This is a genomic window from Variovorax sp. Soil_C_17, from assembly GCF_057657265.1.
On sequence record NZ_JBDGIT010000016.1, the window covers coordinates 49531 to 69187 of the forward strand.

General features: G+C 66.1%; 18 protein-coding genes and 1 pseudogene. 9 read left to right on the forward strand and 10 right to left on the reverse strand.

Going from position 1 to position 19657, the window contains the following annotated elements; genetic code table 11:
• From AC3A6Y_RS32795 to AC3A6Y_RS32805, 3 genes are all read left to right on the forward strand, one after another.
• Positions 1-1212 (forward strand): acetyl-CoA C-acetyltransferase, encoded by a 1212-nt coding sequence (locus AC3A6Y_RS32795; RefSeq protein WP_487872397.1) that lies wholly within the window; start codon positions 1-3, stop codon positions 1210-1212.
• A 23-nt stretch (positions 1213-1235) separates the two neighbouring features.
• Entirely contained in the window at positions 1236-3401 is a 2166-nt protein-coding gene (locus AC3A6Y_RS32800) for a 3-hydroxyacyl-CoA dehydrogenase NAD-binding domain-containing protein (RefSeq protein ID WP_487872398.1), read from the forward strand.
• A 95-nt stretch (positions 3402-3496) separates the two neighbouring features.
• Positions 3497-4651, forward strand: a complete 1155-nt coding sequence (locus tag AC3A6Y_RS32805) for an acyl-CoA dehydrogenase family protein (RefSeq protein ID WP_487872399.1) — start codon at positions 3497-3499, stop codon at positions 4649-4651.
• 473 nt (positions 4652-5124) lie between these two features.
• Here AC3A6Y_RS32805 and AC3A6Y_RS32810 read toward each other — a convergent pair whose 3' ends face one another.
• From AC3A6Y_RS32810 to AC3A6Y_RS32845, 8 genes are all read right to left on the reverse strand, one after another.
• Positions 5125-5586, reverse strand: a complete 462-nt coding sequence (locus AC3A6Y_RS32810; protein WP_487872400.1) for a methyltransferase family protein — start codon at positions 5584-5586, stop codon at positions 5125-5127.
• Between the two features lie 46 nt (positions 5587-5632).
• Positions 5633-6439: an oxidoreductase gene (locus tag AC3A6Y_RS32815; protein WP_487872401.1), complete on the reverse strand. Its 807-nt coding sequence runs from the start codon at positions 6437-6439 to the stop codon at positions 5633-5635.
• 38 nt (positions 6440-6477) lie between these two features.
• On the reverse strand, positions 6478-7359 hold the full coding sequence (locus AC3A6Y_RS32820; protein WP_487872402.1) for a class I SAM-dependent methyltransferase: 882 nt from the start codon (positions 7357-7359) through the stop codon (positions 6478-6480).
• A 64-nt stretch (positions 7360-7423) separates the two neighbouring features.
• The gene (locus AC3A6Y_RS32825; RefSeq protein WP_487872403.1) at positions 7424-8269 is read right to left on the reverse strand and encodes an alpha/beta fold hydrolase; all 846 of its coding nucleotides are present in this window, start codon (positions 8267-8269) and stop codon (positions 7424-7426) included.
• A gap of 191 nt (positions 8270-8460) precedes the next feature.
• Positions 8461-9354, reverse strand: a complete 894-nt coding sequence (locus AC3A6Y_RS32830; protein ID WP_487872417.1) for an NAD(P)/FAD-dependent oxidoreductase — start codon at positions 9352-9354, stop codon at positions 8461-8463.
• Between the two features lie 283 nt (positions 9355-9637).
• A complete protein-coding gene (locus AC3A6Y_RS32835; RefSeq protein ID WP_487872404.1) occupies positions 9638-10009 on the reverse strand; it encodes a hypothetical protein in 372 nt (123 codons plus the stop codon).
• Positions 10009-10221: a hypothetical protein gene (locus AC3A6Y_RS32840; protein ID WP_487872405.1), complete on the reverse strand. Its 213-nt coding sequence runs from the start codon at positions 10219-10221 to the stop codon at positions 10009-10011. The genes AC3A6Y_RS32835 and AC3A6Y_RS32840 overlap by 1 nt, the downstream gene beginning before the upstream one ends.
• Positions 10218-11699, reverse strand: coding sequence for an efflux transporter outer membrane subunit (locus AC3A6Y_RS32845; RefSeq protein WP_487872406.1), 1482 nt, complete (start codon positions 11697-11699; stop codon positions 10218-10220). Before AC3A6Y_RS32845 ends, AC3A6Y_RS32840 begins: the two co-directional genes overlap by 4 nt.
• A gap of 255 nt (positions 11700-11954) precedes the next feature.
• On the opposite strand from AC3A6Y_RS32845, the gene AC3A6Y_RS32850 reads away from it, so the two are divergent.
• Both AC3A6Y_RS32850 and AC3A6Y_RS32855 read left to right on the forward strand, forming a co-directional pair.
• The gene (locus AC3A6Y_RS32850) at positions 11955-12593 is read left to right on the forward strand and encodes a TetR/AcrR family transcriptional regulator (RefSeq protein ID WP_487872407.1); all 639 of its coding nucleotides are present in this window, start codon (positions 11955-11957) and stop codon (positions 12591-12593) included.
• A 234-nt stretch (positions 12594-12827) separates the two neighbouring features.
• A protein-coding gene (locus AC3A6Y_RS32855; RefSeq protein ID WP_487872408.1) for an IS5 family transposase occupies positions 12828-13591 on the forward strand; the annotation gives its coding sequence in 2 pieces (ribosomal slippage) (positions 12828-13143 and positions 13143-13591; 765 coding nt in all).
• On the opposite strand, the gene AC3A6Y_RS32860 is transcribed toward AC3A6Y_RS32855, so the two are convergent.
• On the reverse strand, positions 13551-13919 hold the full coding sequence (locus tag AC3A6Y_RS32860) for a plasmid pRiA4b ORF-3 family protein (protein WP_487872409.1): 369 nt from the start codon (positions 13917-13919) through the stop codon (positions 13551-13553). The genes AC3A6Y_RS32855 and AC3A6Y_RS32860 overlap by 41 nt on opposite strands.
• Before the next feature lie 84 nt (positions 13920-14003).
• Here AC3A6Y_RS32860 and AC3A6Y_RS32865 point away from each other — a divergent pair, with 84 nt between their 5' ends.
• From AC3A6Y_RS32865 to AC3A6Y_RS32880, 4 genes and pseudogenes are all read left to right on the forward strand, one after another.
• Entirely contained in the window at positions 14004-15710 is a 1707-nt protein-coding gene (locus AC3A6Y_RS32865; protein ID WP_487872410.1) for a site-specific integrase, read from the forward strand.
• A gap of 13 nt (positions 15711-15723) precedes the next feature.
• A pseudogene (locus AC3A6Y_RS32870) lies at positions 15724-16071 on the forward strand (MarR family winged helix-turn-helix transcriptional regulator); the annotation flags it as partial.
• 4 nt (positions 16072-16075) lie between these two features.
• Complete coding sequence (locus AC3A6Y_RS32875) at positions 16076-16678, forward strand: FUSC family protein (protein WP_487872411.1); 603 nt, start codon at positions 16076-16078, stop codon at positions 16676-16678.
• Complete coding sequence (locus AC3A6Y_RS32880; RefSeq protein ID WP_487872412.1) at positions 16624-18294, forward strand: FUSC family protein; 1671 nt, start codon at positions 16624-16626, stop codon at positions 18292-18294. The genes AC3A6Y_RS32875 and AC3A6Y_RS32880 overlap by 55 nt, the downstream gene beginning before the upstream one ends.
• On the opposite strand, the gene AC3A6Y_RS32885 is transcribed toward AC3A6Y_RS32880, so the two are convergent.
• Complete coding sequence (locus AC3A6Y_RS32885) at positions 18210-19574, reverse strand: site-specific integrase (RefSeq protein ID WP_487872413.1); 1365 nt, start codon at positions 19572-19574, stop codon at positions 18210-18212. The two genes, AC3A6Y_RS32880 and AC3A6Y_RS32885, sit on opposite strands and share 85 nt — an antisense overlap.
• Positions 19575-19657: the final 83 nt, after the last annotated feature.

The window sequence follows — 19657 nt, forward strand, 5'->3', positions numbered from 1 at the left end:
ATGACAGCTTCTGCCTACATCTACGACCACGCGCGTTCGCCGCGTGGCAAAGGCCGCCCCAGTGGCGCCCTGCACGAAATCACGCCGGTCAAGCTGGCCGCCCAGGTGCTCGCCGCGCTGCGCGAACGGAACGCACTGGACACAGCCCTGGTGGACGACGTCATCCTAGGTTGCACCAATGCCTTCGGCGAGCAGGGCGCGGATATCGCGCGCACTGCGGCGCTGCTGGCCGACTACGGTCAACACGTGCCCGGGCTGCAAATCGACCGGTACTGTGCATCGGGTCTGGAAGCGGTGAATTTGGCCGCGTCACAGGTGGCCGCCGGCCACAAGCAGGCCATCGTGGCAGGCGGCGTGGAGATGATGTCGAGGGTGGTGCCACTGTCCGGCGGCGGCGCATGGGTCACCGACCCGCAGGGCGTGTGGCATACCTACTTTGCACCGACCGGCGTCTCTGCGGACCTGCTGGCCACGCTCGACGCTTACAGCCGCGAGCAGCTGGATGCCTACGGGCTGGAGAGTCAGCGCCGCTGCGCCGTTGCGGTGGCCGAAGGCCGCTTCGACCGAGCGCTGGTACCCATCAAGGACATCATCGGTCGGGTGCTGCTGGCGCGCGACGAGTTTCCCCGTCCCGACGTCACAGCAGCCGGGCTGGCCGAGTTGAATCCCGCATTCACCATCATGGGCGAGCAGGGCGGATTCGATGTCGTTGCACTGCAGCGCTATCCTCAGCTCGAACGCGTGGAGCACCGACACACTGCTGCAACGTCCAGCGGTGTGGTGGATGGGGCTTCCTCTGTGCTGATCGGTTCGGCTGAGTTCGGTCGCCAAGCGGGGCTCATGCCAAGGGCCCGGCTGGTCAGCCATGCGAGCGTGGGCAGTGAACCGTTCTTGATGCTCGATGGCCCGGCTGCGGCCAGCCAGAAGGCGCTCAAGCTGGCCGGTTTGACGACCGGCGACATTGATCTCTTTGAGGTCAACGAAGCTTTTGCTGCTGTGGTGTTGCGTTACATCCGCACGATGGAACTGGACCCCGAGCGGGTCAACGTCAACGGCGGCGCCATCGCTCTCGGCCATCCGCTGGGAGCCACCGGCGCCATGCTGCTGGGCACTGTGCTGGACGAACTCGAGCGGCGCAATCTGCGCACCGGTTTGATCACCCTGTGTGCCGCTGCCGGCCAAGCCACGGCCTCGGTCATCGAACGCGTCTGACCGATCACGAAGGACTCCGACATATGCAGAACCTGAAATTCACTGTCGATGGCGACGGCATCGCTCTTATCGCCATTGATCTGCCTGACCGTTCGATGAATGTCATCACCCCGGGTCTCACGGAGGATCTGGCCGCTGCGGTCGAGCGCGTGGCGACCGAGCCCGGCATCCGTGGCGCGGTACTCACATCGGCCAAGACGGAAGGTTTCGTCGCCGCGGCCGACATCGGCTTCATGGCCACCTTGCTTGAAGATGGCATCGATGCAGCGGCAGGCGCCCGGCTGGCCGAGCCACTGAGTCTGGCGTTGCGGCGGATGGAGACCTGCGGCAAGCCCTTTGCCGCCGCAATCAACGGACTGGCACTGGGCGGAGGGTTGGAGTTGGCTCTGGCATGTCATTTCCGCGTGTTGGCCGATGTACCCCATGCGGTGGTGGGCCTTCCAGAGGTGGGACTGGGCTTGCTGCCCGGCGGCGGCGGCACGCAGCGGCTGCCGCGTCTGATCGGTATCGAGAAATCGCTGCCGTTGCTGCTGACCGGGCAGCAACTCAAGCCGGCCGAGGCGCTGAAGATGGGTGTGGTGCACGCGCTCGCCGAACCTGCACGCGTGGTGCTGGCTGCGCGGCAGTGGCTGCTCGCCGCGCCCAAGGCCACCCAACCGTGGGACGACAAGGGCTACCGCGTACCGGGCGGCGCCGGTCCGACCGCGACCCATGTCAGCCGCACCGTCACCGCCGCAACAACCCTGGCTGCCGCGCAGACCCAGCGCAACATGCCTGCACCGCTGGCCATCCTGTCCGCTGTGTACGAAGGCGCGCAGCTGCCGATGGACAAGGCACTTGGCATCGAACGAAAGTACTTTGGCCATCTGCTGGCCAGCGACGTCGCGCGCAATCTGATGCGCACCATGTTCATCAACAAGCAGCGATGCGACAAGCTGGTCAACCGTCCGGCCGGTGTTCCCAAGGCCAAGGTGACTCGGCTGGGCGTACTGGGCGCGGGCATGATGGGAGCGGGAATTGCCTACAACGCTGCCAACGTAGGCATCGACGTGGTGCTGCTGGACGCAACGCTGGAGCAGGCCGAGCGTGGTAAGCAGTACGCCCAGAAGGTGCTGGACAAAGCCATTTCGCGCGGCCGGTCCACGCCGGAGAAGACCGCTGCCGTGCTGGCGCGCATTCAGCCCACCACTGATTTCTCCGCGCTGGCCGGATGCGAGTTCGTGATTGAGGCGGTGTTCGAACAGCGGGGCGTCAAGGCTGACGTCACGCGCAAGGCGGCCGCTGCGATGTCCCCAGACGCTGTGTTTGGCAGTAACACGTCGACGCTGCCGATCACGGGACTTGCCGATGCGTTTGAGCGACCTGCCGACTTCATCGGCGTGCACTTCTTTTCTCCGGTTGAGCGCATGCCGCTGCTCGAAATCATTCTGGGGGAAAAAACCAGTCAGGCGACGTTGGCCCGCGCACTGGACCTGGCCGAGCAACTGCGCAAGACGCCGATTGTCGTGAACGACAGCCGTGGCTTCCTCACCAGCCGGACCTTTGGTACCTTCGTCAAGGAAGGCGTGGCGATGTTGCAGGAGGGCGTGCTGCCGGCGCTGATCGAGAATGCTGCTCGCCAGGCGGGTATGCCCCTGGGGCCCCTTGCGGTGGTTGACGAGGTGTCGCTGGACATCACCCTGAAGGTTTATGACCAGTGGGTGGCCGACGGGGTGCAACCGCCACACGAGCCAGCCCTGTCGGTGAACCTGATGCGCAAGATGGTCGCGGAGCTCGGGCGCAAGGGAAAGGCCGCCGGCGCGGGTTTCTACGAGTACCCGGCGGACGGCAAGAAGCGCCTTTGGCCAGGCCTGGCGCAACTGTGCCCGCCGCAGGCTTCTCAGCCGGATGTGGAGGAGCTCAAGCGCCGCTTCCTGACCATCCAGGCTCTCGAAGGGGCCCGCTGCATCGATGAGGGCGTGGTGCGCGATCCGGCCGATGCCGACATCGGCTCCATTCTCGGCATCGGCTACCCGGCGTGGACGGGTGGCGTGCTGTCATACATCGAGACCGAGGGGCTGCAGCGCTTCGTCGACCAGGCGCGCGACTTCGCAGACCGCTTTGGACCGCGTTACGAGCCACCCACGGACCTGTTGCGCCGCGCGGCGGAAGGGCGGACGTATCACCCACCGATGGCGGCGGCAACCTGAGATCGGGAACTCGTCGGAGGCGACGATACCGGAATGCCGGACGTTGCCTACGATGGTTCCTTTGAACGAAGAAAGACCGCAAAGGAATTCACGGCATGATCATCGAGAACTATCGCCCTCGTTGGTACACGGAAGAAATCGAAGCGCTGGGTGACTTGGCGCGGCGATTCACCGCCGAGCACGTGACACCGAATCAGGAGCGTTACTTTGCCGAGGGTGCTACCGACCGTGCCCTGTGGCGCGAGGCAGGCAAGCTGGGCATCGTGCTCCCGGACATCGCCGAGGAGTACGGCGGCAGCGGTGGCACGTTCGCATACGAGGCGGTCATTGCGCATGAACTGTGTCTGGCCGGCGACACGAGCTGGCGCGCGGGCAAGCAGATTCACGTGATCGCCGCGCACTATATCGAGCGCTACGGCACTGACGAGCAAAAGCGTCACTATTTGCCCAAGTTGGCCAGCGGCGAGATGATCGCCGGGATGGGCATGACCGAGCCCGGCGGCGGCACCGACCTGCAGAACCTGCGTACCCGGGCCATCCGCAAGGGTGGCCGCTACGTGGTCGATGGTTCGAAGACTTTCATCACCAATGGTTCGATCGCTGACTTGCTGGTGCTGGCGGTGAAGACTGATCCCGAGCAGAAGGCCAAAGGCGTATCGCTGCTGTTGTTCGAAACTGCCACTGCGGGATTTCGCGTTGGCCGCCGGCTTCACAAGATCGGCTTGCACGGTTCGGACACTTGCGAGTTGTCCTTTGACGGCTGCGAGGTGCCGCTTGAATCGGTGCTCGGCGGAATCGAAGGCCAAGGCTTCTACCAGATGATGCAGGACCTGACCTACGAGCGCGCGCTCGTGGGCGTCAACTGTGCGGCCGTGATGGAGCATGCCTGTCGCGTGACGATCGAGTACGCCAAGGACAGGCCGATGTTCAACAAGTGCCTGATCGATATGCAGCACACCCGCTTCGAACTGGCCGAAGTCAAGACAGTGGCGACGATTGCTCGGCTGTTTGCCGACTTCACGGTCGAACGAATGCTTGACGGCACCATGACCACCGAGTTGGCCTCGATGGCCAAGTGGTGGACGAGTGAGAGCCAATGCGAACTGGTGAACCGCTGCCTGCAGATCTTCGGCGGGCACGGCTACATGCTGGAATACCCCATCGGTCGCATGTTTGTCGATGCCCGCATCGAGCCGATTTACGGGGGGGCCAATGAGCTGATGAAGGATCTGATTGGGCGTGGACTGTAGCGCCGATCGCAGCCTGCGCGGTATGCCGGCGCCGGCACTTGGCCGCCGCCCATCGCTGTCATTCGAGGGCCGTGCTCAGGCGTGGCGTGCCACGCTTGCAGAGCTCACCGCGAGTGATTCGCCCTGGCGCCAGCGCGGCCACTGCGCGCACCTCCGCGCTGAACGCCGATTTTTCGCCTGGCGCCGCCCGGCCGCCCCGGCTGCTGTGGCCTACCCGAAGATCCCGCGCTACAAGAGCAGCGGCGGCCTCGAGGGTGCTTCGAACTTCGCTTGCCAGGACTGACAGCAGGCCGCCGGAAACCCGGCGGTCAACCGGTCTGCAGTCGCTTAACCAGGAACTCCACTCTATGTCACCACCATTGCGCTGCTCGACCAGTTGGCGCACGACCGCCTGGCGGCGGTGGCGGGTGAAGTGCGGGCAGAAATTCAGGCGGTTGACTTAAGGGGAAGTGCTTGCAGAGACCCGTCAGGCCTCATACCCATCTGCGTGCCCTGCCTTTGTAGGCCTCGTACTCTGCCCCAAATAGAGATGCCAGCACACGTTCTTCCGGAATGATTTGGAACCGGGTGATGTAGAGCACGTACATGACAACCCACAGGACAGCGAACGGATTCGCCAGAAACACTGCCCACGCCAACAGGGTCAGCAAGAGCCCGACATACATGGGATTGCGCGTGTAGCGGTACACGCCTTGGACGACCAACGAGGACGCCAAGCTTGCCTTGACCGGGTTCACGGTGGTCTTGGCGCGCCGAAACGCAATTATTCCGGCGATGCTGATGCCTTGGCCGACGCACACCAAAACGACGGCGCAGAGCACGCGGGCCGGATAGGGAATCTGCACAAGGCCCGCGAGGGCTGGTGTCAGCCACATAAGAAGCGCCAGGACAAGCGCCACGATCGGGGGAGGAACCTTCAGTTCAAGCACGCTCATATCACTCCATGAGGTCTAGCACCCGGCCGTGAACACAGCTGTGATTTCAGCCCAGTCCGAACGTCTTGCGCAGGCCCTTTTCGACCGGGCCAGCGGGCATGAAGCGGCGCAACTTGGCCAGGAGGGACGCTTCGCCCTTGGGCGTGTGGCGCATCTTCCACGGACCACGTGCCGCGCTGACCATCGTCGCCACAACGCCTTCAGGCGTGGGCGCCTTTTGCACGTTGTTCTGGAAGGCTTTGGTGACGATGGCAAGCTCTTTGCTGTAGTCCGGGATTCTGGCAGCGGTCTGAGGCGCGTTGAGATCAAAGTTGGTTTTGGTGAAGGAGGGCTCGACCAGCGACACGCGGATGCCGAATTGGCGTACTTCATGATCCAGTGACTCGGACAGCCCTTCAACAGCGTATTTGGAGGCCGCATACAAGGCCATGTACGGCGAACATAGAAAGCCCACCACCGAGCTGACATTGACGATGCGACCGGAACGCTGCTGACGCATGTGCGGCAGCACGGCCTTGATCACGCGCAAGAGGCCGAAAAGGTTGGTTTCGAACAGCGTCTGGGCTTCGGCAATCGAGGTTTCTTCAGTCGCGCCCAGCAGGGTCACACCCGCATTGTTGACCAGCACATCGATGCGCTTGGCCTGCGCGATGATGGCCTGAATGCCTCGATCAACGGAAACATCGTCGCGGATGTCCATCTCAATGAGCGTGACGCCAGGTATGGCTTGGGCCTTTGCCGTGTTGCGCACGGTGCCGAAGACCCGGCAGCCTTGTTCGGCAAACTTTGTGGCGGCGGCACACCCGATGCCTGACGACACGCCGGTGACGAGGACAACTTTGGAATTCGACATGGCAGTTCCTTTGTGTAGAGGGTGTGGAGTGAGGAGGATCAGTTGTGTAAGGAGGCAGGTCTGATCGGACTGCGTGCCATGACGATCCACGCTGCGCCGTCGATCATCACCGAACGCTCGCCGGGGAGGCCCGCGAAGACGGCACGAACCGCGGCCGAGGCGCGGGCGCGGATGTCGTCGGGCTGATCAGCGAGCGCGCGCGAAAGCGGGCCGACCTCGAGCGCCATCTTCACCGCGTCGTCGATCGCAGCGTCCCGCGTCCCGCCCTCGCCGAACGGGACGGAAGCATCGAAGGGCGCGATAGCGATATCAGTGAAGCCGGCTGCCGTCAGGATGCGCGCCACTCGTCCCCGGTCGCCGAACGAAAATGGGCCGGGCGCTTCGGGATCGGGCAGCGCGGTCAACGGGACGATGCTCTTGAGCGCGCCAATCGGCAGGCGCACCCAATCGTTCTCGGCCACGCCGCGCCAGCAGACGAAAGCGACCCGCCCGCCCGGCCGGAGCGCGCGTCGCAAGTGGGCGAACGCCCCTGTCGGATCGTCGAAGAACATCACCCCGAAACGCGAAAACAGGATGTCGAACGCGCCCTCGGGCAGCTCGGCGCTGCTGGCGTCGGCCACCCGGAACAGGGCCGGCGTATCCTGTGGCGCAAGCGCGCGCGCTCGGTCGATTAGCGCTTCGGATATGTCCACTCCCAGCACTTGGCCCCCCGGGCCAACGCGGGCGGCCAGAGCCAGACTCGACGCGCCCGCGCCGCAGCCGACGTCCAGCACGCGCTCGCCCGTCGCGGGCGCGACGGCTTCGATCGCGGCCTGGCCGAACACCGCCACCATGGCGTCGAGCCGGGCCTGGTTGGCGACCCAGCGCTCTCCGCTTTGGCCATTCCAGTCGGCGACCTGATAGGCAATTTTCTCTGTCATGCTATCTCCTTTTCTGATTCGTTCTTAACTAGCTACCCTTTTATCGAGGCAGGGGGAAATGACGCTACTCGGCCCATGCCGCGATCCGTTTCGCGATCGCCTCGGGGGCCTCGATGTGCAGGAAGTGACCGACCCCGGGGATGACTTCCAGCGCGTGCGGAGCGGCGAACCGATGTCGGTCGTCGACCTGCTGGGGGAGGATGCAGCCGTCGTCGGCACCGTGAAGCTGCAACAGGGGCACCGCGATCGGCCGAGACAGGCGGCGCGTCGCTCCAAGCATGCCGGGGCGCAGCATCGCCCGGTAGTACTTGAGAGGCGCGGGCATGCTCGCCCGCAGGTGCTCGTGCAGCTCTGCCTGGAGAGCAGGAGCTAGCGAGAGGCCGGGCGACCACTGACGCCAGAGGTGGTCGATGAGGGCGAGATCGCGGGCGGCGGCCATCCAGCCGCTTCCCGGCAGTTGAAAGAGTCCCATGTACCAGCTCCGGCGTAGCTGAGCGGGGCGCGCAAGCTGGCGCATGAACGTGAGTGGATGGGGGATTGCGAGGGTGACCGCGCGTTCGATCCGCTCCGGCGCGGTGACGCAGGTATCGTAGGTGACCAGGGCGCCCCAGTCATGGCCAATCAACTCTACGGGCCGCCCCGGAGACCAGCGGTCGATCAGGGCGATCACGTCGCCGGTGAGGGCAGCGAAGTCGAACGGCCCCGCAGTCGGGGACGGCGCGTAACCGCGAAGCCACGGTGCGACGACGTGACGTCCACGGCGGCCGAGTTCGGCAAGGAAGGGCTTCGCGGTCGGCGGATGGTCCGGGAAGCCGTGCAAGACGATGGTCGGTTGGCCATCGGGATCACCCCCCTGCAACGCATGAAAGGTGCCGTGTGGCAGGTCGAAAGTGACGTGTTCGAACTCCATGTGTGGGGCTTCTCCAAGAGCGGTCGGACGAGAGATGCTGATGCTGGCTTCGGCGTTCCTGGTTCGGACAGGCGCGTGTCCTCAGGCGCCGGGTGTAATGCGGGGTCAGCCGGCCAGCCGGCTCTCCGTGACACCGGCCCGCAAGCTTTCAGAATCAAGCCCGCGGCAACCGGAGCAGGGAATCCATGCCCTCAAACCACCATCGATTGCTGGGCGAAGATGCCCGCCATCGCGCCCTGCGACGATGCCTGGGTGACCGAGGGCAAGAAGGGCGTGGCGAGGTCGCCGGCGGCGTAGATGCCGGGCGTGCTGGTTTGGCGGCGCTCGTCGACCTTCAGGACGATGCCGGTCGGCGTATCCACCGTGGCGAGGCCCAGTGATTCATGCAGGCTTGCGGACGGCTTGGTGCGCGGATGGGCGAACAGGATGTCGACCGCGATACTGCGGCGGGTATCGAGATTGACGGTGGTGATATGGCCCTTGGGATGGGCGATCTCGACGATCCGGCCAAGGGCGACAGGTATGTTGCGGCGCGCCAGATCGGCCTGGATATCGGGCGGAATCTCGTGACCATCGGCGAAGACAGTCAATCTGTCGGTCCAATGTTGGAACAGCTTGGCCTGATTGTGCGACTGCGGGCCGGACCAGACGAGGCCCCAATGCTGGCCGGCGACTTCAAAGCCGTCGCAATACGGGCAGGGCACGATGGACGTGCCCCAGCTTTGGGCAAAGCCCGGAACATTTGGCATCTGGTCGGCGATGCCATAGCTCAGGATCACGCGGCGCGCCCCAAGGCTTTCGCCATCGCCAGTGAGGACGGAGAAATGGTCGATGGCGCCGGAGACGCTGTCGGCCCGGGCACTGACCAGCTTGATCGCGGGATAACGCGCCAGCTGCTGCCGCGCCTCTGCCAGGATGTCCAGCGGCGGCTTGTGATCGTGGCCGAGCAGGCCATGCGAGTGGCCGGCGAAGCGATTGCGCGGCAGGCCGGTATCGAGAACGGTGACCTTGCGGCGGGCACGGCCGAGCTGCAGGGCGGCGGCGAGGCCGGCAAAGCTGCCGCCGATGATGATGACGTCATTCATGGTGATGGGCTCCGTGTTGTGGATGGAGGGGGGTGGGCTGGGCTTGGCGGCGGACTGTGCGTGGGCGAGGCCGGTGGTGGCAAGCGCGGCCAGCGTCAGCAGGGCTCGTCGTTGCATGGAAGTCTCCTAATATCTTTCATTTGATTCAAACTTCAGTTGTCGAGTCCCGGGCAGGGGGCTTGATGGCTGAGCGGGTTGGCTCGCCGGCGTGCAGCTTGAGTCTCCTTGAGGCGCGAGCCCGCACACAAGAAGGCGCACGCCGGTGGTCGGCTCGATGTGGTTGTTATGTGGGATCACGCTCAGCGCCCGGTGATGCTTGAGCCGGCTTTCGAGCGAGAACTTCGATCGGGATGATTCGCGCCTCGGAACAGCCGCGTGACGAGTTCGCCATTGCCTGGGTCGCGATCTCCCGGTCCATTAGCATCACCGCGCGCCTTGGCGGCTTCTCCCCGCGCTGGGCGATCGCGCGAGAGCGCGCGCCAAACGCCAGGGTTTCCTCGAGAGTGCTGTGCAATCGAATGACGTCGAATCCCGCTCCCCGTAGGTCGCGCCGCGTCTCCTCCGGCGTCGACAGGAAGCTGGTGTTCGCGCTCCTCGCCCAAGGCGTTGGATAGTCGAGTTCTCCGCCTTCGCCCTTGGCAATCTCCGAGAGCATCAGCCAGCCGCCTGGCTTGAGCACCCGGCACGGACCACCGACGTGAAGCTGCGAGTCTGCGCGGAGTTGGCCGGTGTCACGGTCGTCATGAAGACGGGCTTCACGGCGGCGGCCGGTGGGGGCGGTTCGCTGCAGGCCGTCAGCAGCAGGCTGGCGACCGCGATGCTCGAGAGCGAGAGGGCTGGGAAGATGCTGTTCAAAGGGGCGTTCATCGCGGCGTCCTTGCGGCAAGTGAAGTCATGTCGGTGCTGGGCTGCGTCATGGGAAACCCACCGCCCAGGGCTTTGCAGAGCTGCACGTCGGCCAGCGCCTGCTGCAGGCGGCTCTCCGACAAGGCCAGTTCGCTGGCCAGCACCGAGCGCTGCACGTCGAGCAGGACCAGCAGGTCGATCTGTCGTTCGCGCTGCAGCGACTCGGCGCGCTGCAGCGAACAGCGGCGGTGCTCGACGGTGAGCGCGAGGGCCGCGTTGCGCTCGGCCTCCTGCGAGCGCACGAGCAGGCTGTCGTCGACTTCCTGGACCGCCAGCAGCACTGCCTTCTGCCAGACGAGCAAGGCCTCGTCGGCGCGCGCGGACTGCACGCGAACGCCGGCATCGATTCGGCCGGCGTTGAAGATCGGCATCGCAAAGGCCAGCGCGACGTTGGAGAAGTGAACCGGCGCGAGATCGAGCGCGTTGAGCCGCAAGTCTTGGCGGCCCACCAATGCGCTCAGGAACAGCTTGGGCCACCACTGGGCCCGGGCTTCGGCAGTGCGCAGCACCTCGGCACCGACGCGCGCCTCGGCGGCGACCAGGTCGGGGCGGCGCCTCAGCAGCTCGCTGGGCTGGCCCGCCGCGATGGCTCGCGCCGCCGGCCACGCGAAGCCGTTGTCGGCGTCGACAACACCCGCCGACGGGTTGCGGCCGAGCAGCACGGCCAGCTTTGTCTGCGTGGTGCCGACCAGCATCCGCAGCGCCGGCACCTGGGCATCCAGCGCGTCGGCTTCGGCGCGCGCGCGGTCGTGGTCGAACGCACTGGCCTGGCCTTCGCGCAGCCGGCTTTCCACGCGGCTGGCGGTGTCCCGTTGCGCCTTCGCCAGGGCCTGCACGATGCGCAGCCTCTCATGGGCGCTGCGCAGCACGAAGTACTGGCGCGCCACCTCGCTGGCGACCTGCAGGCGGGCGCCTTGCACTCCTGCGGCCGCCGCCGTGGTGCCGGCCTGCGCTGCGTCGCGCGCAGCCCGCACGCCCCCCGCCAGGTCGATCTCCCAGGCCACGTCGACTCCGGCACGCAGCGCGCGCGTGTCGGGCATCCCTTGCTTCACGGACCCAGGCAAGCCGCTGCTGCTGCGCGATGCGGAAGCCTGCACGCCCACCGCCGGCCACAGACGGGAGGCCTGGGCATCCGCGCTCGCGCGGGCCTGGGCGACGTGCTGGAGCGCGATGGCGATGTCCTGGTTGGCGCCAAGCGCCTCCTCAACCAGCGCGGTGAGAGTGGGATCTCCCCAGGCGGCCCACCACGCAACGCCCGCGGCTTCGCCTTCCGTCTGTGCCGCATCGCTGTGGGCAAAGGCGGCCGCGAGGGGCACCGAGGGCGCGGGAGCCTGCACCGGGGGTGTCGAGCACGCCGACAGCACGACCCATGCCGCGAGCGGCAGGAGGCGGGCTGCCTGGAGGGCCGGCCCTCGGCTGCACCAGGAGAAGGAAGTCATGGGTCGATCTATTATTGGACTAGAAGTTCAGTAATGTGCAGTTGATATAGTGAACTGTCAAGGCCAATTAATATTCCATGTGTCCGCCATGGGGTGATGGTCCGCTGCTGCCGCTCGCGCGGCTCGCCCTGCCTGCCAGTCCAGTTGTTCGTCTGTTGCGTGTTGGAGGCTCTTCGGGTCTCTGTCAGTTGCTGGACTACAAGTCCAATAATATGCTTGAGCTATAGTGAACTGTCTAATCCACTAAATCAGCCCATGGCCCGCCCCCCAGCTTCAGCTCCCAAGCCCCAACGCGGGCGACCACGCGATCCCGAGCGCGGCCGGCGCATCCTGGAAGCGGCGCAGAGTCACTTCAACGAGCATGGCCTGGAGCGTGCCAGCGTGGATGCCATCGCCGCGGACGCCGGTGTGTCCAAGACGACCGTGTACAACAACTTTGGCTCCAAGGAGCGGCTGTTCCATGCGGTCGTGCGCGACAGGACGGCGACGGTGGTGGCTGGCGTCCCGGGCGCCGAGGCGCTGGACCCGGACCAGCCGGAGAAGACGCTGCTTGCGATCGGCGCCCGGTTTCTCGCACTGGCGCGCGGGGACGCCCTGGGTGCGTTGCGCGCTGTCTACGGCGTCGCGGGGGCGCAGCCGGAAGCCTGCCGTGCGTTCTACAAGGAAGGCCCGGAACGTGCGAACGGCGAGCTGGCTGCATACCTGCGCCGTGCCGACTCGGCGGGCACGCTGAACGTGCGGAACCCGCTTCAGGCAGCGGACCTGTTCCTGTCGATGTTCCTGGGCTCCGGGCACATCCGCGGACTGCTGAAGCTCGAGATGCCGGATTCCCGGGAAAACAGGGCTCTTCTGCGCGAGGCCGTACGGGTCTTCATGGCGGCCTACGGCGAGTAGGCTCCGCAAAGCGGCCTGAGGCTGTGAGCACGCGGCGGGAAGCGAAGAACTCTGCATGTGCGCGGCTGACCCTCGCGATGGCGGGCGCCTGCTGGCGCTCGCGGTGCATGCCGGGCTTTCGCCGCAGCATGGTAGTAGTCCGACGGTGGCCGTTATTGACGCCCTCACTCACGACCGTTTAGGGCGTGTTAACACTAATTGAGATCGGCACGGTCGATGCGAGACACTTCATGCATGGAGATTTCGCCAGCCCAGTTCGCCCAGATAGAGCACTGCCTGCCACTGCAAAGAGGCAACGTCAGTCTGTCGAATCTGAGTGTGTTGAATGCAATCCTGTATGTCGCCGAGCACGGCTGCAAGTGGCGCGGGCTGCCAAAGCGGTTCGGCAATTGGCACACCATCTACACGCGCATGAACCGGTGGTCCAAGGCTGGCGTGCTCGACCGGGTGTTCGAGGAGTTGCAGCGTGCTCAGGTCGTTCGTATCAGGATCGAGGCCGTCTCGCTGGACAGCACCAGCATCAAGGTGCATCCCGATGGCACCGGGGCGTTAAAAAAAACGGCCCTCAGGCCATCGGCAAATCCAGAGGTGGGTGGAACACCAAGATTCATATGGTTGCCGCGGATGCTCGAACGGCCATAACGTTCTCGCTGTCGCCCGGCCAGGCGCACGATGCGCCCGAAGGCCGTGCGCTGCCGCGTCGCCTGGGCGGGCCGGATCGGCCACTGCATCTGTTAATGGACCGTGCCTACGAAGGCAATGAGACCAGGCAGTTGGCGCTCGACCTGGGGTTCATTCCTGTCGTGCCGCCGCTGAAGACTCGGCTTGAGCCTTGGGAGTACGACCGCCAGATGTACAAGCGCCGCAACGAGGTTGAGCGATTGTTCCGACGCCTCAAGGGCTACCGGCGCATCTTCTCTCGCTTCGAGAAACTCGATGTGATGTTCCTCGGCTTCATCAGCTTCGCGCTGATCGCCGATGGGCTTCGTTTGTGTTAACAGGACCTAGTCGGGCATTGACCTCGTCGATGTGGAAGGCGCGAGGATCGAAGGGACGACCGATCCATTCCTTCATCTCGATGTGCTCGGGATGCTGAGGATCGACCAGCGCTTCGAGGAACTCTTCGTAGCCCAGTGACCCGCCCACGTCTTCTGGCGGGCATGCGTTCTCGCCGCCGACGCACTGTGCATACCCAATCGATGAGTCCGGCTTGATGATCTGCTCAACCTTGATCTTGTGCCACCAGCTGTCGCCGAAGTCGTAGAGATGCTCGAAGGTTTTGCGCGTGCCGAGCGCCTCGGTCAATGTCACGTCCTCCTCGGGCATCAGGTCATCGGGTACTACGGCACGCCGCTATCACGATAAGTATTCTTATCACAATAGCAAGTGTGTGCTGGTAAACTGGAGGGCATGAAAGTACGCACCGTGAATAGGGCAGGGGCCGGAGATGGCGATTTCCCCGGCGCCTCTCAGCTGGCGGCGCTGCGCGCCTGGTATGCGGGTCTGTCGGCGCGCGCTGCGGTCGTGCAATATCTCGGCGAAAACAAGGCCACAGGACAGTCTTCTCGCGCCATGCTGGGCGATATCCGGCGCCAGCTGGCGAGCTACGCGCGGCTGCGGCACCGGGACGACCTGGCCTCGCTGATCGCGCACCCGGCGGCGGAGCGAGAGCAACGTGCTCGGGCGGTCAGGGATGCCATCGAGAAGCTGCAGGGTTTGCCCCTGCCAGCGCCGATGGTGACGGACACCGTCGACCGCTGGCTACCGACCCGCGCCGCGCGGGCCCTGCAAAACGCCGGCATCCAGACGCTGGCCGATCTGACGGTGCGGGTGCCGCGACGACGCCGCTGGTGGGCTGCCGTACCCGGCCTCGGCGCAGGCAGCGCGCGTCAGATCGAGGCGTTCTTTGCCGCCCACCCGGCCCTGACCGAACGGGCGAGGGCGCTGGTGGTCGTGCCGAGAACCGAGACCGCGCCGTGGGAGCACCTGGTCGTGCCGCAGGAAGTCGATGGCACCCGGGGCACCTTCCGGGCGCCGCAGGCCACCTGTACCCTGTCGGCCAGCAATGACTACGAGGCCGTCCAGGCCTGGCTGGGCCTGCAGGACGCCGCGGCGACCCAGCGCGCCTACCGCAAGGAAGCGGAGCGGCTCATGCTGTGGGCGATCCTCGAGCGCGGCAAGGCGCTGTCGTCGCTGACGACCGAGGATGCCGTCGCGTACCGCGCCTTCTTGCGGCGCCCATCGCCGCGGGAGCGCTGGGTCGGACCCGCAATGCCGCGCACGTCTGCGGAGTGGCGCCCCTTCCAGGGACCACTGGCGCCGCGCTCCGTGGCCTACGCGCTGTCCGTCATCGGCGCCTTGTATCGCTGGCTGATCGAGCAGCGCTATGTGCTGGCCAATCCGTTTGCCGGCGTGAAGGCCAAGGGAACGGGCCGTGACGGCGCTCTCGATGTATCCCGGGTGTTCACTGAGCACGAATGGACGCTGATTCGCTCCACCGCCGACGGCATCGAGTGGATCGGCGGATGGAGCGAGGAGGGCGCCCAGCGCCTGCGCTTCGTGCTGGATTTCTGGTACGCGACGGGCCTGCGGCCCAGCGAGATGGTTGACGCCCGGCTGGGCGGCATCGAGCACGATGCGCAGGGCGACGACTGGCTGAACGTGGTTGGCAAGGGCAGCAAGCACGGGAAGGTCGCCTTGCCATTGCTGGCGCGCGGCGCTCTCGACCAGTATCTGGCGCAACGGAGTCTGCCCGTGACGCGGTCGCGCTGGAATCCCAAGGCCGCGCTGGTGGCCGGTCTGGCAGAAGACGGCACCGGGATTAGCGCATCGCGCTTGTGGTCGGTGATGCGCCGCTTCTTCCTCCACGCCGCGCAGGCCTTGGAAAGCGTGAGTCCGTCCACCGCGGACAAGCTCAAGCGCGCCACGCCGCACTGGATGCGGCACACCCATGCCACCCATGCGCTCGCGCGCGGCGTCGAGCTGACTACCGTGCGGGACAACCTGCGGCATGCCTCCGTGGCGACGACCTCGGTCTACCTTCATACCGACGAGGTTAAGCGGGCGCGGCAGATCGGGGATGCTTTTCCGGCACGTCCTTTCGTGAGAGCAACGTAGACCGAGATGCTTCGGGCGGCAGGGCGGCGGCCTTCGGCAGGGCGTTCTGGCGGAGCAGTTGGGGATCGAAGGTCCTTCGCTGGCGCGCTCGATCGATCAATTGGTCCAGGGCGGCCTCGTGGAGCGTCGCGAGGACCCGGGCGATCGCCGCGCCAAGACGCTGCATCTGACCGAATCGGGTGTGCAGGCATGCGAACACATCGAATCGGCGCTGGCCATGATGCGACAAGCGTTGTACGAAGGCATTCCCGACGAGGACCTGTTCGCTTGCCTGCGTGTGTTCGACACCTTGCGAGGACGACTGGGACGCCCGTCGCTCGGGTTGCCAGTGGCAAGCCGAAGCAGGGCAGTGAGGCGGTAGACGCATGAACCTCCTGGAACCGTTCCGCTTCAACCGCGGTGAACTGAACTTTTCCGTGAAGGGTTTCGCCGCCGCTATGCTGGCGATGTACATCGCCAGCCGCATGGCCCTGCCGCGGCCTTTCTGGGCGCTGATGACCACCTACATCGTCGCCAACCCGCTGGCCGGCGCTGTGCGCTCGAAGGGTCTGTTCCGCCTGCTCGGAACGCTGCTTGGCTCCGCCGCCGCGCTGTTGCTGGTGCCTGCGCTCTCGAACACACCCGAGTTGCTCACGCTGGCGCTCGCCCTTTGGTTGGGCGTCTGCCTCTATTTCTCACTGCAGGACCGGACCCCGCGTTCTTATGTTTTCATGCTGGCCGGCTACACGGCGGCGCTGATCGGCTTCCCGGCGGGGGATGCACCGCAGTCCATGTTCGATATCGCCGTCGCGCGCGTCGAGGAAATCGGCCTGGGCATCCTGGTGGCCACCGTGGTCCACAGCATCGTCCTGCCGGCCGGACTGGGCCCCACCGTGCTCGGGCTGCTGGACCGCAGTCTTCGCGATACCCGCCAGTGGCTGCTCGACCTCGTGCAGCCCCCACTTCGCGATCGAGGGGTGACGCGCTGACGGCCGACCGGGGGCGGGTCGCGGCCCACATCACGCAGCTCAGGCTCCTGTCCACGCACATCCCTTTCGACAGGACGCATCTGCGATGGACGGCCGGCGCCGTGCGCGCGGTGCAGGACCGCGTCGCGTCGCTCACGCCCGTGCTGGCGGCCGTCGAGGACCGCCTTCACGCGCTGCAGCAGGCCGAAGGCAGACTAGCGACGGACGTGGTCGCCGTATTGTCGAAGGTCGCCCATTGGTTGCAGGCGCCCGATAAGGAGGGCGATGGCGATGCATCAGGCCTGCGGCAGACGATTCAGGACTTCGGCGAGGCAGTTGACGCGCAGCTCCCGAACTGGTCACGCGCTCTGCGCCTCTCATTGGCCGAGTGTCTAGACGAGCTGGTCGACGGCTGGCGCTCCTGCATCGCGCTGCGGCAGGAGGTGGATGAAGGCCTGCGAGGCACGACGGCGCCTAGGCGCGGCCAGCAGACCGTCGGCGATCGCACGCTGCATCGCGATGTCGGGATGGCGTTTTTGTCGAGCCTGGCCGCCATGGTGGCGGTTTGCATCTGTGCCGCGTTCTGGATACTGACCGGTTGGCCCAGCGGTTCCGCGGCCGTGATGATGGCGGCGGTCTTCTGCAGCCTTTTCGCGACCATGGATGACCCCGTGCCGGCGATCCACGGCTTCCTCAGATACACGCTGTGGTCGGTGCCGCTGTCGGCACTCTATGTGCTCTTGCTGCTCCCTGCGGTGCGTGACTTCGGCATGTTGGTCGTGGTGTGCGCGCCGGTGTTCCTGCTCCTCGGTTGCTTTGTGGCGCGGCCGACGACGACGATGACCGCGATGCCGATCGTTCTCGGGGTGGCCAGCGCGTTGGCGTTGCACGACACGGCCAATGCCGACTTGGTGAGCTTCACCAATTCGATGGTCGCGCAGATCATCGGTATCCTGGTCGCCGGGCGCACGACGCGGCTCATTCGCTCCGTGAGCGTGGACTGGAGCGCGCGCCGTATCCAGCGGGCGACGTGGCGCGAGTTGGCAGAAATGGCCACGGTGGCGCGCAGGCAGGTGAAAGCCGACGCGTATGCCGTGCGCATGCTCGATCGCATCAGTCTTTTGGCGCCACGAGTGGCGGCGGCGGGCGGCGTGGTCGAGGGCATCTCGGGCGATGCGCTGCGCGACCTTCGCCTCGGGGCAGACATCGTCGCCATGCAGCGCGTGCGCGGGCGTCTGCCCACGCACCTCGGTCACGGCCTGATGCGCGATCTGGAGCGCTTGTTCCGTGAGCGCACTGCCTCGCAAACCGTGGCCAATCCGTCATCGCTGATGAAGCGCATCGACGATGCATTGCAGGCCGCACTCGGCGCGCATGACCACGCGACGTCCGATGGCCGTTCGACCGTCAGCGCGCTGGTCGGACTTCGCCGCAATCTCTATCCCGAAGCGTTGCTGACAGGGCCGAAAGGGCAGACTCGGGTGCTTATGGGAGTGGAAAAACCCCTGGGGCCGTACGCTGCGAAGCGCGTTGACGTCAAGTCGTACAGTCATCACTCCTCGTCCAGCATCCGGCTGACCTTGCTGCCCAGCGCACTCTCCGCGCGGAAATACCCCACCACCGTCGCCACGCTCTGATGCCCTGTCATGGCCATGGTCTCGGGCAGCGGCATGTTCTGCTTGCCCGCCTCGGTGACGAAGCCGGCGCGCAGCGAGTGCGCGCTGAAGCGGCCCTCGATGCCCGCCAGCGCACAGCGCTCCTTGACGATGTCGCGCACGGCCGCCGGGGCGAGCGGCTCGCCCAGATGGCCGCCCTTGCGGATGCGCCGGAAGATGGGTCCCTCCTGGACGCCGTGCGCCTGGAGCACCGCGAGCCATTCGGTCATGGCCGCTGCGGCGCTGCCTACCAACGGCTTCACGTCCTCGGGCCGCAGCTCCCCACGCTGGTTGGTCTTGGAGTGGGCGAGGGTGTAGACGAAGGCTTCGGCATTCACTCGCTGCAGGTTTTCCAGGGTGGCGGCGGCCACCTCGGAGCGGCGGCGCCCGCCGGTGGCCCAGGCAAAGAGGAGCAGGGCGCGGTCGCGCTTTCCGCGCAGGGACTCGTCACAGGTGGCCAACAAGAGCTGCAACGGATCCTTGGTGAGCGCGCGCTGGCGCTTGGGCCGCGCCCCGCGCTGGGCGTAGGCGCGGCGGGTGCGCGCGAGGAGCTCGCGCACCAGGGGGTCTGCACAGGGGTTCGCGAGCTTCTGGCCGTTGGGCACGCTGGGTGTGGCGCGGCCTGGGCTGCCTGGGCCGGAGGAGGGCGCTGAGGCGCGCGTCGCCCCGGTGGTTGCGGCGTAGGCCATCTGATGCGCCTTGGACAGCACCGCGATGCGGTGGATGAGGGTGTTCAAGGCCGGCGGCCCGAGGCGCGCCTTGTAGCCGTTCTTCACAAGAGCGTGATCGACATCCGGCGGCAGCTCGCAGACCAGCGCGCTGGCCTTGCGCCGCGGGCCGACAGCGGGGGGCTCGCGATGGCGCGTCTGGCCGGCTTCGTCGGGCATGCCGTTGTCCTGCGTGCTGCCATCCGCGCCGCCATCCGCGCCGCCATCCGCGTCGCCATCCTCGTGCCGGCGCGCCGCGTGGTCGACGATGAACTGGACCACCACCGGCACGGGGACCGGCAATGACAGCGCGTGGCCGTAGCGCGCGGCGTACCAGGCGCACCAGTAGCGCATCGCCGAGCCGTAGGACATGCGCGTGTTGACCGATTCGCCCTGGCGCAGCAGCGCGCGCGCGGCGTCTTCGGCGGTGGCGGCCAGCCGTTCGGGATCGAGCACGGCATCGCGCTCGGCCAGGGTGGCCAGCGGGTGCGCCGGGGGCGAGGGCTGCGCGGCCGCACTGGGCCCGTCATCGGGTTGAGACGGCGGTGGGTTCATGGCAGGAGGTTGTTCAAGCAATTCCATTGCCTTGTTTCAAGTCAACGGATCGCTGCCGCCGCTGGAGCGGCCCGCGGACGCAC

What these genes read in the sequence shown, in the direction of transcription:
- AC3A6Y_RS32795 (WP_487872397.1), top strand. Translation starts at nt 1, where the DNA reads ATGACAGCTTCTGCCTACATCTACGACCACGCGCGTTCGCCGCGTGGC.
- AC3A6Y_RS32800 (WP_487872398.1), top strand. Translation starts at nt 1,236, where the DNA reads ATGCAGAACCTGAAATTCACTGTCGATGGCGACGGCATCGCTCTTATC.
- AC3A6Y_RS32805 (WP_487872399.1), top strand. Translation starts at nt 3,497, where the DNA reads ATGATCATCGAGAACTATCGCCCTCGTTGGTACACGGAAGAAATCGAA.
- AC3A6Y_RS32810 (WP_487872400.1), bottom strand. Translation starts at nt 5,586, where the DNA reads ATGAGCGTGCTTGAACTGAAGGTTCCTCCCCCGATCGTGGCGCTTGTC.
- AC3A6Y_RS32815 (WP_487872401.1), bottom strand. Translation starts at nt 6,439, where the DNA reads ATGTCGAATTCCAAAGTTGTCCTCGTCACCGGCGTGTCGTCAGGCATC.
- AC3A6Y_RS32820 (WP_487872402.1), bottom strand. Translation starts at nt 7,359, where the DNA reads ATGACAGAGAAAATTGCCTATCAGGTCGCCGACTGGAATGGCCAAAGC.
- AC3A6Y_RS32825 (WP_487872403.1), bottom strand. Translation starts at nt 8,269, where the DNA reads ATGGAGTTCGAACACGTCACTTTCGACCTGCCACACGGCACCTTTCAT.
- AC3A6Y_RS32830 (WP_487872417.1), bottom strand. Translation starts at nt 9,354, where the DNA reads ATGAATGACGTCATCATCATCGGCGGCAGCTTTGCCGGCCTCGCCGCC.
- AC3A6Y_RS32835 (WP_487872404.1), bottom strand. Translation starts at nt 10,009, where the DNA reads ATGCTCTCGGAGATTGCCAAGGGCGAAGGCGGAGAACTCGACTATCCA.
- AC3A6Y_RS32840 (WP_487872405.1), bottom strand. Translation starts at nt 10,221, where the DNA reads ATGAACGCCCCTTTGAACAGCATCTTCCCAGCCCTCTCGCTCTCGAGC.
- AC3A6Y_RS32845 (WP_487872406.1), bottom strand. Translation starts at nt 11,699, where the DNA reads ATGACTTCCTTCTCCTGGTGCAGCCGAGGGCCGGCCCTCCAGGCAGCC.
- AC3A6Y_RS32850 (WP_487872407.1), top strand. Translation starts at nt 11,955, where the DNA reads ATGGCCCGCCCCCCAGCTTCAGCTCCCAAGCCCCAACGCGGGCGACCA.
- AC3A6Y_RS32860 (WP_487872409.1), bottom strand. Translation starts at nt 13,919, where the DNA reads ATGCCCGAGGAGGACGTGACATTGACCGAGGCGCTCGGCACGCGCAAA.
- AC3A6Y_RS32865 (WP_487872410.1), top strand. Translation starts at nt 14,004, where the DNA reads ATGAAAGTACGCACCGTGAATAGGGCAGGGGCCGGAGATGGCGATTTC.
- AC3A6Y_RS32875 (WP_487872411.1), top strand. Translation starts at nt 16,076, where the DNA reads ATGAACCTCCTGGAACCGTTCCGCTTCAACCGCGGTGAACTGAACTTT.
- AC3A6Y_RS32885 (WP_487872413.1), bottom strand. Translation starts at nt 19,574, where the DNA reads ATGAACCCACCGCCGTCTCAACCCGATGACGGGCCCAGTGCGGCCGCG.